Source organism: Vibrio sp. 10N.222.55.C6, from assembly GCF_041473395.1.
Taxonomy (GTDB): Bacteria; Pseudomonadota; Gammaproteobacteria; order Enterobacterales; family Vibrionaceae; genus Vibrio; species Vibrio crassostreae_C.
The window spans coordinates 1-13284 of sequence record NZ_JBFRSD010000025.1 but is presented as its reverse complement, the minus strand read 5'-3'; the positions used below and the strand labels follow the sequence as shown (position 1 = coordinate 13284).

Here is a 13284-nt window from a genome sequence, read left to right as displayed (position 1 = left end):
TCAAACGCTGAAGTTAGCGACAATTACGATTTTTTGGCGTCGATTAATTACGCTTTCTCAGCTTCAGCAATCTTCACTTTCCACGTGTCAGGGCCGATCTGGTGTGCGTTCACGCCGTTAGAGTCAACCGCTACCGTTACAGGCATATCTTCAACTTCAAACTCGTAAATCGCTTCCATACCGAGATCTTCAAACGCAACAACGCGTGCTTTTTTAATTGCTTTTGCGACTAAATAAGCTGCACCACCAACCGCCATTAGGTAAACCGCTTTGTGCTCTTTGATTGATTCAACCGTTGCAGGGCCACGTTCCGCTTTACCGATCATGCCCATAATGCCAGTTTCGTTCAGCATCATGTCAGTGAACTTATCCATACGTGTTGAAGTTGTTGGGCCCGCAGGACCTACCGCTTCATCACCTACAGCATCAACAGGACCCACGTAGTAAATGAACTTACCTTTGAAATCAACGCCAGCTGGTAAGCCTTCGCCGCTTTCTAGCATGCCTTGAATACGTTTATGAGCAGCATCACGACCGGTTAAGATCTTACCTGACAGAAGAACCGTTTCGCCGGTCTTCCACTCTTGTACGTCTTCTTTAGTCACTTCATCAAGGTTAACACGACGTGTATTTGCGCCCGCTTCCCAAGTGATGTCTGGCCACTCTTCTAACTTAGGTGGCGTTAGCTCTGCTGGGCCGCTGCCATCTAGTGTGAAGTGAACGTGACGCGTTGCTGCACAGTTCGGGATCAAACATACAGGCTTAGAAGCAGCATGAGTTGGTGCTGTTTTGATTTTTACATCAACCACAGTAGTGAGACCGCCAAGACCTTGTGCACCAATGCCAAGCTTGTTTACACGGTTGAAGATGTCTAGGCGAAGCTCTTCTTCTGCGTTCTCAGGACCTTTCTCGATAAGCTCTTGGATATCGATGTGTTCCATCAAAGATTCTTTCGCTAGCACAGCTGCTTTCTCAGCCGTACCGCCGATGCCTATACCTAGCATACCCGGTGGACACCAGCCTGCACCCATTGTTGGCAGCGTCTTCTCTACCCATTCTGCAATATCATCAGAAGGGTTCAGCATAACCATCTTGGTTTTGTTCTCAGAACCGCCGCCCTTAGCCGCGATTTGAATTTCAACTTTGTTGCCTGGAATCATATTAATGTGGACAACCGCTGGTGTGTTGTCTTTGGTATTAATACGCTTACCTGCAGGGTCCATTAGGACAGATGCACGCAATGGGTTATCTGGGTTGTTGTAAGCTTGACGAACGCCTTCATCAACCATCTGTTGTACTGTTTGATCCGTTTCCCACCTAACATCCATACCGATGTTCACGAAACAAGTAACAATACCCGTATCCTGACAAATTGGACGATGGCCTTCCGCAGACATGCGCGAGTTGATAAGAATCTGAGCGATCGCATCTTTAGCTGCTTGGCTCTCTTCTTTCTCGTACGCTTTTTCTAGGGCTTGGACAAAGTCTAAAGGGTGATAATAAGAAATGTACTGAAGTGCGTCAGCGACACTGCTGATCACATCTTGCTTACGAATAACCGTCATTGCATGCCTCTTTATTGTTCTGGTTCCATGTGGGTTCACAGTTTGACTATATGTGCCAAATCGAATTAGGTGGTTTAGCTTTTTATTGTGTTGAGCTGTATTTAGTTGCTTTAGCAATCGCTTGCATAGCTTTAAACTAAACCACTTGGATTACACCGTTCTAATCAAGAACCCATTTTATTTTCAATTTATGATACTCTTGCTTCCTCTCACACGCCATGCAGTGATCGAACTCTTTGTCACAAATTAAACAAATGAATAACAACGAATTTCGCTCTATCCAAATCAAGCCGCTTGAATATCAATCAACTTTAGCTAAACAGCTGTTTTCCCATATTGAAAACCTGCCGTGGGCAATGCTATTACGCTCCGCTTCAGAAAGCCACGTTGATAGTCGATACGATATTTTAGTTGCTCAACCCATCGCCACCTTCGAGACAATCGGTGCAGAAACGACCGTTAATGTTAATGAGACGTGCGAGGTTTCAGACTCTGATCCTTTCGAACTACTCGACCAATATCAGCAACAATTATTGCCTGCGACTAAAGAGCACACTCAGTTGCCATTCGTTGGCGGCGCTTTAGGCTATTTTAGCTATGATTTAGGGCGCAGAGTCGAGACACTTCCATCACTCGCAAAGCGTGATATTGAAGCACCTGACATGGCAGTTGGCTTGTATGAATGGGCTGTTATCGTTGACCACCAATTGAAAACGGCGTGTATTGTCGGTAGCAATATCGATGAACATCATGATTGGCTAATGCAGCAGATGGCTCAATCACAGCTATCACATGCGCCCTTTGGGTTAACCACACCGTGGCAATCCAATATGAGCGAAGAGAGCTACGCCACTAAGTTCGATAGTGTTCAAGAGTACCTGTTATCCGGGGACTGCTATCAGATTAACTTAGCTCAGCGCTTCAATGCCCAATACCAAGGTAGTGAATGGCTGGCTTATGACAAGTTAGAACAGTACAACTCAGCGCCCTTTTCGGGTTTTATCCGTTTGGCCGACTGCGCAATCATCAGTGTTTCGCCAGAGCGTTTCTTAGAACTCAAAGACAACGTCATTGAAACCAAGCCAATCAAAGGCACACGACCTCGTTCTGAGGACCCGATGATTGATAATGCCAACGCGCAAGACCTAGCAAGCGCCGATAAAGATCAGGCGGAAAACTTGATGATCGTCGACCTACTTCGTAATGACATTGGCCGAGTAGCAAAACCGGGCACAGTGCATGTACCAAAGCTCTTCGATATTGAAAGCTTCCCTGCCGTGCACCACTTAGTGAGCACGATACGAGCGGACCTTGATGACCAATACTCTGCAACTGACCTTCTGAGAGCCTGTTTCCCTGGAGGCTCGATTACTGGCGCACCAAAAGTTCGCGCGATGCAGATCATTGAAGAGTTAGAACCGCATCGACGTTCAGCGTACTGCGGCAGTATTGGCTACATCAGCCGAAATGGCAGAATGGATACCAGTATTACCATTCGTACATTAGTCGCCGAGAACAACACGCTTTATGCTTGGGCTGGCGGTGGTGTGGTATTTGATAGTGATTGTGCTTCTGAATACCAAGAAACACTGGATAAGCTGAGTCGAATTCTACCGGTACTTGAAGATTGCTAAACCTAGTGTCATTAACTGCGAGTTCCGCGACTTAATGACGAGTTCCGTAGCTTAACGGCTAGCAAAAGTTCGATATAAAAAGAAACCGAAGGATCGTAAGATCACTTCGGTTTTTTAGTCTGTAAGTTAGAGTACATAACTCACAACGCTTTATTCGCGTGTTTAAGCGACCTTCACCGCTGAGACACCCCACTTCTTGAGCATCTCTTTCAGATCGTTGGCGGTGTAAGGCTTACTCAAAATGTCATCCATTCCACACTGAATACAACGTTCGCGTTCTTCCAATGTCGTTCCGGCGGTCAGTGCCACAATAGATTTAACGTAACCCTTCTCTCTTAGCTTCTCTGTTGCTTCAAACCCGTCCATAACAGGCATTCTGCAATCCATGAATACAATGTCGTATTCGTTGTCTGACGCGAGCTCAAACCCTTCGACACCATTGCTTGCGATAGCAGGTTCAATCTCATGTTTACGAAGCATTTGCTGGATGATGATCTGGTTCATCTTAATATCATCAACCACCAGCACTTTAAGTAGTGACAATTCCGCTTCAGACTCAAAGCCCTTGGCGACACTATCACTCTCTGCCGGAACATCGACAACTTGAAGAGGAATCGAGATGGTAAAGGTCGTGCCTGAGCCAACAACACTGGTCACCCCAATATCGCCATTCATCAGAGCCACCAGTTTGCGACAAATCGCTAAGCCAAGCCCGGTGCCCTCATAGTTTCGGCTACTTGAGTTATCTGCCTGTGTAAAAGGTTCAAATAGCGTCTTATGTGCTGATTCAGCAATTCCGACTCCGGTATCTTCTACAGAGAAAACAAATTGGTTTTTGTCCCACTCAATATCAACATTCACATGCCCTTCTTCTGTAAATTTAATCGCATTACCTATTAAGTTCACAAACAGTTGTGTGATGCGCTCTAAATCGCCTTGGAAATGGGAGGGAACGTTTGACGTAACACTGATATTGAATTCGAGCTGCTTCTCAATTGCTCGATTGACGAAGATGCTTTCAATCGTGTTTCTCAAATCACGTAGGGCAAATTTCTTTGGAATAAGCTCCAACATCCCTGCATTGATTTTGCTGTAATCCAATAGATCATTAATGATGGTTCGGAGAAACTCTCCAGATTGGCTCAGGTTGTTCACTATCTCACGCTGAGAGCTATTCAGTTCGGTATCACTGATCAACTCGGCACTGCCTAGTAAGCCATTAAGTGGAGTTCTTAACTCATGATTAATCATGGCCACAAAGTCACGCGTTGCCCTTTCGGACTCTTCCGCTCGTTTACGTGATTCAATATTTCGGTTGATTGCTAGTTGATGGGTTAAGGCACTGCAGATAAGGTCCGTGACCAACAACAGTTGGCTTTGGATAAACTCGTAGTCTTGGTCTAACAACCTGACTCTGACGATTAACGCACCAACTATGACTTTTTCAACCTCTAAGGGCACGGTCAGTAGGTTGTCTTGCCAATGAGGTTCTTGAATGTCTTGCTCTAACACCTCGACAGTCTCATCGCCATAATCATAGGTCTGTAACTGAGGGATGAGCTTGGGAGGTAGAATCAAACGACTGGCTTCGATTAAGTAACTGTTAGTCACGTTGGTCGTTAGTTCAGATAGCATGACATCATCGAGATCATTTCTTAGAAACGCGCGCCCAAAATCAATCAACAGGTTGTCGATTTGTTCTTGGAATTCAATGCGGCGTATATTCGCGTTGGAGCGCTTTTCTAACTGACGCAAAGCAAGCTCAAGCTGTTGGTTAGCCTCGAACAGTTCGAGGCTCTTCTGTTCCAACAATCCTTCAGCCGCTTTCCTTGCCGCGATTTGACGCTTAAGCTTCTTCTCTAGGGCAGATGCCAGATCCATATTACTTTTCTACTTTGAGATTAAACCTAACCACGCTTTGGTCATCATTTTGTGGCGTCATCTCCACCGCGATAGATTCACCGTGGTATTCAGCACATCCTTCAATAAGCCCTAAGCAAACATGAGACATACACCTTGCGCTTTTGTAGTCAAAAACAAGTTGTGCTTCGTTCGTGGTGATAAAACTGAATTCAGGTGGCTCAGCATCTGGATAGAGCTTCTTCACTTCAACATGAATGTAACGCTCTACGTGCTGAATAAATTGAAAGGTGGTATTGCTGTGAGCAAGGCTCGCTTTATTCGGTAATGAGGCCAGTAAGTTCTTAAATACAGACTGCCCAAACACGCGTTGCAAGCTTGCCGCATCAATATCGGTTTTCTTACTCAAGTTGATAATCAACCTGACAAGGTCTTTGTGGTCGTAACTGCCGACCGACGTATAGATCCCTTCATCTTCTGACATTTCTAGAACTTCTTCCAAAAGCTCTAGCCCAAACTTGTCTTCAACAAGCTCTAAAAATTCGGTGAATATGATTCCTTTCATCTCATACCTTTTCTTCTATTTCTTTTTAGAATGGTCCACTAAGTTATTGTTATCAAATTCTTAAACAAAAAATCTACGTTTCGTCACCCAATTTTATGACATGGGTAACGCTTACTCGCCTGTATGCACATATTGAATATAGCAAAAATCGTCATTTTGAGGAGATTCATCGGTAAACAGCCTCTCATGACGCCCAATTGATAACTAAAAGAGGGAAAGTGAATGAAGAAAAACTCGATATTGGTAATCAACCCACGGTTATGTCTATACTTAAAATCATAATAATCAATATATTGGCTTGATATGAATAAAGAAAACTTCCTTCAGCAATTCCAACTTAACCCTACCGTTGGCTATCATCCTGAGTCAGTAGAGCGTGTTTCGCACATCAGTGGCGAGCAATTACGTAAAGCGGCAGTGGTGGTAGGTTTAGTTGAAAGAGAAGATGGTTTACATGTCATTTTTACTAAAAGAGCGGCTCATTTAAAGCATCACCCCGGCCAAGTCAGCTTTCCTGGTGGTAAACACGAACTTTCTGACCCTTCTATGCAATTCACTGCACTCAGAGAGCTCCATGAGGAGGTGGGAATTCGATCGGATCAAGTTAAAATTATTGGGCAATTACCAGCATTGAGTACTATTAGTAAATTTTCTGTGACGCCGATTATTGCCATGGTCGATCCTGACTATGAAGCCATCATTGATGAGAACGAAGTTGCCTCAATTTTTGAGGTACCCGCTACCTATGTTTTAGACCAAGCCAAGTTACACAGCCACACTGTTAACTTTAAACAAATCAAGCATCGGGTTTTTGCGATGCCTTTCCAAGAGCACCTAATTTGGGGCGTTACGGCGCAAATTATCCAATCGCTGCAGCAACACGTACTGCAACGAATCACATAGCAACTACGTTTTGTTTAATCTCTGTTAACAAAATCCAGACTTTCTATGGAACAGATTTATTAATGCAATTTTACGCAAACGTTTCCCTGATATAAATCTATACAACCCCGCCTTTCGCATAAATAAAACTAATACCAGGCATAAACATAAATCACATGTAGCACGCCATTTTCGTGATCAAAAATTCGTTTTTCGCATATCATGTGACACGCCGTTTCATTACATGATTTAGATCTATTTTTTGCAGAAGAAAATTCTGCAGAATTAGCCCCGACTTATTTCCTGTTCCCAAAAAATGAGTAATTTAACATGAACACAACAACTTCTTCGGCAAATGCCGTTAAAGATTCAAGCAAGTTTAACTATAAAGATTTTACCTGGTGTTTATCACTATTCGGTACAGCAGTTGGTGCTGGCGTACTATTCCTTCCAATCAAAGCTGGTGCGGGTGGTTTTTGGCCATTAGTTATCCTAGCTCTAATTGCGGCACCAATGACTTGGTTCGCACACAAATCTCTAGCTCGTTTCGTACTGTCTGCTAAAAACCCTGAAGCTGATATTACAGACACAGTTGAAGAGCACTTCGGTAAGACTGGCGCAAACATTATTACTTTTGCTTACTTCTTCGCTATCTACCCGATCGTTCTTATCTACGGTGTTGGTATCACAAACACAGTTGATTCTTTCCTAGTAAACCAAATGGGTATGGAATCTATTCCTCGTCCTCTTCTTTCTGGTGCACTTATCCTTGCTATGACAGCAGGTGTTGTATTCGGTAAAGAGCTGATGCTTAAAGCAACTTCAGCAATGGTTTACCCACTAGTATTCATCCTACTAGCGCTATCTTTTTACCTAGTTCCTGATTGGAACACTTCAATGATGGACGTAAGCCCAGAATGGTCAACAATGCCTTCTATTATCTGGCTTGCTATTCCAATCATCGTGTTCTCTTTCAACCACAGCCCAATCATTTCACAGTTCTCTAAAGAGCAACGTCGTGTATACGGTGATGACGCAGTTAAGAAAACTGACGCGATCACTGGTGGCGCAGCAATGATGCTGATGGGTTTTGTAATGTTCTTCGTATTCTCTGTAGTGCTTTCTCTATCTCCAGAGCAACTAGCAACAGCACAAGCACAGAACATCTCTGTTCTTTCTTACCTAGCAAACGTACATGAGTCTCCACTTATCTCTTACATGGGTCCTCTAGTAGCGTTCGCAGCGATTACTTCTAGCTACTTCGGTCACTTCCTAGGTGCTCACGAAGGTCTTGTTGGTCTAATCAAGTCTCGCTCTGGTTCTTCAGTAAGCACTATCGAAAAAGCATCTCTAGCGTTCATCGTTGTTACTACTTGGATTGTTGCGGTAGTTAACCCAAGTATCCTAGGTATGATTGAAACAATGGGTGCTCCAATGATTGCAGCTATCCTGTTCCTAATGCCTGTATTCGCGATGCAAAAAGTACCAGCAATGGCTAAGTACAAAACTTCAGCACCTGTGCAAATCTTTACAGCTTTATGTGGTCTAGCGGCTATTAGTTCTGTAATCTACGGCGCTCTTTAATCTCAAGCCCTTTTTATAAGATGGCATCCATCTTATATCGCGAGATTAGACAAAAAATATAATGATAATAAATGAGCCTCCCTACTCCCCTTGGGAGGCTCTCTTTTTGAGGTAATCGCTATGATTAGTGTATTTGATATCTATAAAATCGGTGTTGGTCCATCGAGCTCACACACAGTTGGACCAATGAAAGCGGGTAAAGAATTTATTGATGACCTACGTTCAATGGGAAAATTGCGCGACATCACTAAAATCACCGTGGACGTATATGGATCACTATCACTGACAGGGAAAGGTCACCACACAGATATCGCAATCATCATGGGTCTTGCTGGCAATACTCCTGAGCGTGTTGATATCGATTCTATTGCTGGCTTCATTGCTCGCGTAGAAGAAACTGAGCGCCTTCCTGTTGGCATGCACTGTCATACAGTATCGTTCCCACGCGATGGCGGTATGAACTTCCACACTAGCAACCTTTCTCTACACGAGAACGGCATGAGCATTCATGCATGGGTTGGTGACGAAGTTGCATACTCAAAAACGTACTACTCAATTGGTGGCGGTTTCATCGTTGACGAAGAGAACTTCGGCAAAGAAGAAGAAAACCCAATCAAAGCACCTTACGAATTCACAACAGCTGAAGAGCTGGTTAATCAGTGCAAAGAAAGCGGTCTTTCTATCAGTACACTGGTTATGAAAAACCAAGCAGCGTTCCACTCAGACGAAGAGTCTCGCACTTACTTCGCTAACATCTGGAAAACTATGCGTGAGTGTATGGATCGCGGTATGAATACTGAAGGTATCCTGCCTGGTCCACTACGTGTTCCTCGCCGTGCAGCAGCACTTCGCCAACAGCTAATGACTTCAGAAAAAACAACCAATGATCCAATGTCGGTTGTTGACTGGGTAAACATGTTTGCTTTCGCAGTAAACGAAGAAAATGCAGCTGGCGGCCGTGTAGTAACGGCACCAACAAACGGCGCATGTGGCATCATCCCTGCTGTATTGGCTTACTACGATAAGTTCATCCAAACAGTGACAGAGAAAGATTACATCCGTTACTTCGCAGCTTCTGGCGCGATCGGTGGTCTTTACAAGCGTAACGCTTCAATCTCTGGTGCTGAAGTTGGCTGTCAGGGTGAAGTTGGTGTGGCATGCTCTATGGCTGCTGCTGGTCTTGCTGAGCTTATGGGTGGTAGCCCTGAGCAAGTATGTATGGCTGCAGAAATCGGCATGGAGCACAACCTAGGTCTAACATGTGACCCAGTTGCTGGCCAAGTACAAGTACCATGTATCGAGCGTAACGGTATTGCTGCAGTTAAAGCAATCAACTCGACTCGTATGGCGCTTCGTCGCTCTTCTGCTCCTACTGTTTCTCTAGATAAAGTTATCGAAACAATGCTAGAAACAGGTAAAGACATGAACGCTAAATACCGTGAGACATCTCAAGGTGGTTTGGCTGTTAAGGTTGTTTGTTAATCATTCTGAATTAATAAACCGATAATAAAAAAGGAACGCCGCGGCGTTCCTTTTTTGTATCTGAAGCTTTTGGAGCTAAAGCTTGGTGACTGATTGATTCAACCGACCAAATTGTTTTGTTAAATCACTTGCGAAATAAGCAGGAAACAACCAAACAGCAGTGAGAACAACATCATTGCGCTGCCACCTTCTGCTCGGTATCGGTCATCAGCAACTTTCATGAAGCGCTGCTTGTGAACCATAACCAGAGGAACAAACACCGCTAGGAACACCAAGATGATGCCTGCGTAATTCAGCACTTGTAGGAACTTGTCTGCAGCAAGCAATGAACCCGCCAACGGCAAGATAAAGCTAATGCAGTACGTTACCGCTGTATTTTGGTTGAACATGTCTTTGTTCTGGTTGAACAACGCCATTGCTACGCCAAAGAAAGAGGTCAACAACGCCAAGCCCGTGAAGGTAGACAGAACGTTACCCACCCAAGGAGACTGAGCCTCAAACGCCGCCATCAAATCTGATACGTTCTCAAAGCTTCTGAATTGCTCTTCACTCAAGTTGCCCACTACCGCAAACAACCAACACAAGTAACACACTAATGGGATCAGAGAACCGATGATCACCATGTTACGCAGCTGTTTGTCTGTCGCTTCGTGGTTGTAAGAAACCAAGGTTGGAATCACCACCATAAAGCCAAAGCTCGTAAACAGGATGGCACTGGTTTTGATTAGGTCAACGTGGTCATGGCTGGTTACCTGCATCAAGTTTTCTTGAGTCATGCTCGGCGCTAAGAAGGCCATGGTTGCAAACAAACTAGCAAGCATCACGAAGAACAATGCTCGATTGAGCTTATCAATCACACCAGTACCACTTGCGACTACTGCGCCAGCAAGCAAGGTAAACACGGTTTGGCTGGTAGTCGCGGTAATTTCGACGCCAAAGTTAGACAGTAACTTACTCAGCAAGTCACCTGCGCCCAGAATGTAAGCCATTAATAGGCAAATCAACAACGCGTATAGCAAGCCGTTGGTAAGCAACTGACCTTGTTTACCCAAGGTTTTTCGGGCAATAGAGTTTAATCCTAGACCGCCACCCGCTTTGATGGTCGCTTCTAGAAGTAGTAATGCTGCGTAAGTCGTACCGAAGCAGATCAGTACCATAAGCAGTGTGCCGTAAAGCAATCCGAATTGAGCTAATACCATTGGGATCGCAAGCATACCAGCACCGAGAGCGGTACCAGCGATAATTAGGGAGCTACCCATCATTTTAATATTCATTGTTTTTAACTTATTTGTTTAGTTTTTATAGATGTGAGTCTTCGTTCATCGAGCGGATGACAAAGGAGTTCAGATAGAAATAAAGTTATAAAACGAATAACAATAGGAGCGATAAGCGGTAAAGAAGCGTGCAGAGACGTTGTCGAACAGGGCGTTCAAAGGGGAGCTTGTCTTAAAAGAGGTAAAACGAGAAGCGTGAGTAAGCATTAACTGATGTGGTGAACCTTCCGTAGGTTCAATAATCGGTGATGTAATCTTGAATTTCATGTATGTGTCCAATAAGTCACATTCCATAGTATTTGAAGCAGCGTATCCGTTGCTGCCCTACCTCTATCATAGAGGTCTTTTCATCTTATCGAATGAGCCTCGAAACACAACGCTATAACCACAATTTTTGCTATTAAATTGAACAAAACAACCATTTGGATATAAATTGACCACTAAGTCGTCTAAAACAATAGTCTTTATTGATAAAAGACAAGCGGACAAATACATCGAGCTAATTAACAACCTAGGCTTTTCTAATTATCAGCACAATCAAAACTCGATGCTGCACTTCAATTTTCCCAAAACAACAGTCTGTTTTAAGAACAGCGAGGAGCTTGAAGCGCGTTCCATTTCAACACCAGGTTCCGCACAAACTTGCTACATCACAGAAGCATAACCACAACCGGAGTGTGGTCACACAATTCGTTATACCCCATAGGTGGTAGGAATTCTTACTAGTACAGTATTTGCGTCATTATAATTAATAAAAACAAACACCTTATGCGCTCAACAATCACCTTTAAAATCCTAGTGGCCCTCGCCATCGTGTTCACCTTTTTGCTGGCAATATCGACCTATTTCCAATATTCGCAACAAAAGCAACTTGTAAACTCAGTGTTAAGTGAGCAGCTTCACGACAAAGCAAGTAACTACTTCGATAGCCTCAATATGATGATGCTCACCGGCACCATGGCACAAAAAGAGACCCTTCGTCAGAAAGCACTGGCTCAAGAAGGCATTGAAGACGTTCGTGTTTTACGCGCCGACGCTGTCAGCAAGTTATATGGCCCAGGTAATGACAACCAAACACCGGTTGACGATATTGATAAACGAGCGCTAGCGGGCGAAACCGTTATCGAACCTTTTTCTGCTGATTGGGGCAAAGGCTTGGTTATTGCTCTGCCAATGAAGTCGAGTGAAGATTACCGAGGAACCAATTGTGTCGCCTGTCATATGGCACCAGAAGGTGAAGTCTTGGGTGCGATTCGTCTCGAATATAACCTTAACCATGTTAACTCGCTGATTAACACTCAAACCATGGCTGCTATTGGCATTATGGCAGTGATCTCGTTTGCCGGATTTGTCCTTACGATGGGATTAATTCGTAAGATTATCGTGCGCCCGCTGCAACAGACTTCTCGCTTTATGACCCAAGTCAGCAACGATAAAAACCTATCCACTCGCCTGCCGGAACAAAGCAAGGATGAGATTGGCACGCTGGCTAACTCCATCAACTCGTTCATGGGAACCGTATCCGACAGCTTAGAAAAGGTACAAAACACCTCGCACAAACTGAATGCGTCTGCCAACCAACTGACTAGTGTCGCGCAAATTACCGAGCAAGCCGCCAGTGACCAGCAAAGCGAAACCGCCGAAGTGCAACATAATGTCGAAGGAATACAGGCACAGCAAGTCAATGTAGAACAAGCGACTTTAACGGCTTCAGAGCTTATTAATCACACCGCCGATGTGGCATGTAAGAGTGCCAACCAAGCACACGACGCAAGCAGTGAGATAAAAAACCTCGTTAGCAGCATAGAAGAAGTGAAACACAAAATACTGACACTCAATGAGCAAACCGGAGAGGTCTCTTCAATATTGAGTGTGATTCGTGGCATTGCTGACCAAACCAATCTTCTGGCCTTGAATGCAGCGATTGAAGCAGCTCGTGCGGGAGAACAAGGTCGTGGGTTTGCGGTAGTGGCAGATGAAGTTCGCCACCTTGCATCGCGAACCGCAGAAGCAACAGGCAGCATTGAGTCAATCATTCATCAATTCCAGCAAGGCAGTGAAGAGTCGCTAACTTCTGCCGATCGCGTTTGCGAACAAGCTCATCAAAGCTCAACCGATATCGACGCACTTTCAATTGAAATGAATGGTGTGGTCGAAGAGATGAAACAAGTCTTGGCTCACGCACAGAATATTCAGCAGCAAACACAATCCACCACACAAGCGACTCAAGATGTTCAACAAAAGGTTGAGACCATCACCTCTCACGCCAACAACACGTCGCAATCTGCGGCTGAAACTCGCAACATCAGCAATGACTTAGAAGAGCTGTCTGATCACCTTGAGTCACTGATTAATCAGTTTACTTTGTCGAGTACAAAGAAGAAGTCATAGATCGCCAACAAAAAAGCGCTCAACAATGAGTAATGCCGTTCACTTAA

At 44.4% G+C, this 13284-nt stretch carries 10 protein-coding genes; 5 read left to right on the top strand and 5 right to left on the bottom strand.

Features of this window, described 5'->3' with window-relative positions; all coding sequences use genetic code 11:
• Positions 1-47: 47 nt before the first annotated feature.
• A complete protein-coding gene (locus tag AB4486_RS15600; protein WP_102320448.1) occupies positions 48-1565 on the bottom strand; it encodes a fumarate hydratase in 1518 nt (505 codons plus the stop codon).
• A 254-nt stretch (positions 1566-1819) separates the two neighbouring features.
• On the opposite strand from AB4486_RS15600, the gene pabB reads away from it, so the two are divergent.
• Positions 1820-3199: an aminodeoxychorismate synthase component I gene (gene pabB, locus AB4486_RS15595; RefSeq protein ID WP_372117663.1), complete on the top strand. Its 1380-nt coding sequence runs from the start codon at positions 1820-1822 to the stop codon at positions 3197-3199.
• A 162-nt stretch (positions 3200-3361) separates the two neighbouring features.
• Here pabB and AB4486_RS15590 read toward each other — a convergent pair whose 3' ends face one another.
• Positions 3362-5080 carry an ATP-binding protein gene (locus AB4486_RS15590; RefSeq protein WP_017065652.1) on the bottom strand — a complete coding sequence of 573 codons (1719 nt, stop codon included), beginning with the start codon at positions 5078-5080 and terminating at the stop codon, positions 3362-3364.
• Position 5081: 1 nt separating this feature from the next.
• A complete protein-coding gene (locus AB4486_RS15585) occupies positions 5082-5624 on the bottom strand; it encodes a heme NO-binding domain-containing protein (RefSeq protein ID WP_065584176.1) in 543 nt (180 codons plus the stop codon).
• A 303-nt stretch (positions 5625-5927) separates the two neighbouring features.
• Between AB4486_RS15585 and AB4486_RS15580 the strand changes: the two genes are divergently transcribed.
• The 3 genes from AB4486_RS15580 (at position 5928) to AB4486_RS15570 (ending at position 9572) form a co-directional block, all read left to right on the top strand.
• Complete coding sequence (locus AB4486_RS15580) at positions 5928-6527, top strand: CoA pyrophosphatase (RefSeq protein WP_102320451.1); 600 nt, start codon at positions 5928-5930, stop codon at positions 6525-6527.
• 309 nt (positions 6528-6836) lie between these two features.
• Entirely contained in the window at positions 6837-8090 is a 1254-nt protein-coding gene (locus AB4486_RS15575) for an aromatic amino acid transport family protein (RefSeq protein WP_102320452.1), read from the top strand.
• A 120-nt stretch (positions 8091-8210) separates the two neighbouring features.
• A complete protein-coding gene (locus AB4486_RS15570) occupies positions 8211-9572 on the top strand; it encodes an L-serine ammonia-lyase (protein ID WP_017060420.1) in 1362 nt (453 codons plus the stop codon).
• Between the two features lie 119 nt (positions 9573-9691).
• On the opposite strand, the gene AB4486_RS15565 is transcribed toward AB4486_RS15570, so the two are convergent.
• Both AB4486_RS15565 and AB4486_RS15560 read right to left on the bottom strand, forming a co-directional pair.
• Positions 9692-10834 (bottom strand): amino acid permease, encoded by a 1143-nt coding sequence (locus tag AB4486_RS15565; RefSeq protein WP_017060419.1) that lies wholly within the window; start codon positions 10832-10834, stop codon positions 9692-9694.
• A gap of 81 nt (positions 10835-10915) precedes the next feature.
• Positions 10916-11113: a hypothetical protein gene (locus AB4486_RS15560; protein WP_048611631.1), complete on the bottom strand. Its 198-nt coding sequence runs from the start codon at positions 11111-11113 to the stop codon at positions 10916-10918.
• 501 nt (positions 11114-11614) lie between these two features.
• Here AB4486_RS15560 and AB4486_RS15555 point away from each other — a divergent pair.
• Positions 11615-13237: a methyl-accepting chemotaxis protein gene (locus AB4486_RS15555; protein ID WP_017068771.1), complete on the top strand. Its 1623-nt coding sequence runs from the start codon at positions 11615-11617 to the stop codon at positions 13235-13237.
• Positions 13238-13284 lie beyond the last annotated feature (47 nt).

Bases quoted from the DNA above. Each gene is read 5' to 3' on its own strand.
- AB4486_RS15600 (WP_102320448.1), bottom strand. From the start codon at position 1,565: ATGACGGTTATTCGTAAGCAAGATGTGATCAGCAGTGTCGCTGACGCA.
- pabB (WP_372117663.1), top strand. From the start codon at position 1,820: ATGAATAACAACGAATTTCGCTCTATCCAAATCAAGCCGCTTGAATAT.
- AB4486_RS15590 (WP_017065652.1), bottom strand. From the start codon at position 5,080: ATGGATCTGGCATCTGCCCTAGAGAAGAAGCTTAAGCGTCAAATCGCG.
- AB4486_RS15585 (WP_065584176.1), bottom strand. From the start codon at position 5,624: ATGAAAGGAATCATATTCACCGAATTTTTAGAGCTTGTTGAAGACAAG.
- AB4486_RS15580 (WP_102320451.1), top strand. From the start codon at position 5,928: ATGAATAAAGAAAACTTCCTTCAGCAATTCCAACTTAACCCTACCGTT.
- AB4486_RS15575 (WP_102320452.1), top strand. From the start codon at position 6,837: ATGAACACAACAACTTCTTCGGCAAATGCCGTTAAAGATTCAAGCAAG.
- AB4486_RS15570 (WP_017060420.1), top strand. From the start codon at position 8,211: ATGATTAGTGTATTTGATATCTATAAAATCGGTGTTGGTCCATCGAGC.
- AB4486_RS15565 (WP_017060419.1), bottom strand. From the start codon at position 10,834: ATGATGGGTAGCTCCCTAATTATCGCTGGTACCGCTCTCGGTGCTGGT.
- AB4486_RS15560 (WP_048611631.1), bottom strand. From the start codon at position 11,113: ATGAAATTCAAGATTACATCACCGATTATTGAACCTACGGAAGGTTCA.
- AB4486_RS15555 (WP_017068771.1), top strand. From the start codon at position 11,615: ATGCGCTCAACAATCACCTTTAAAATCCTAGTGGCCCTCGCCATCGTG.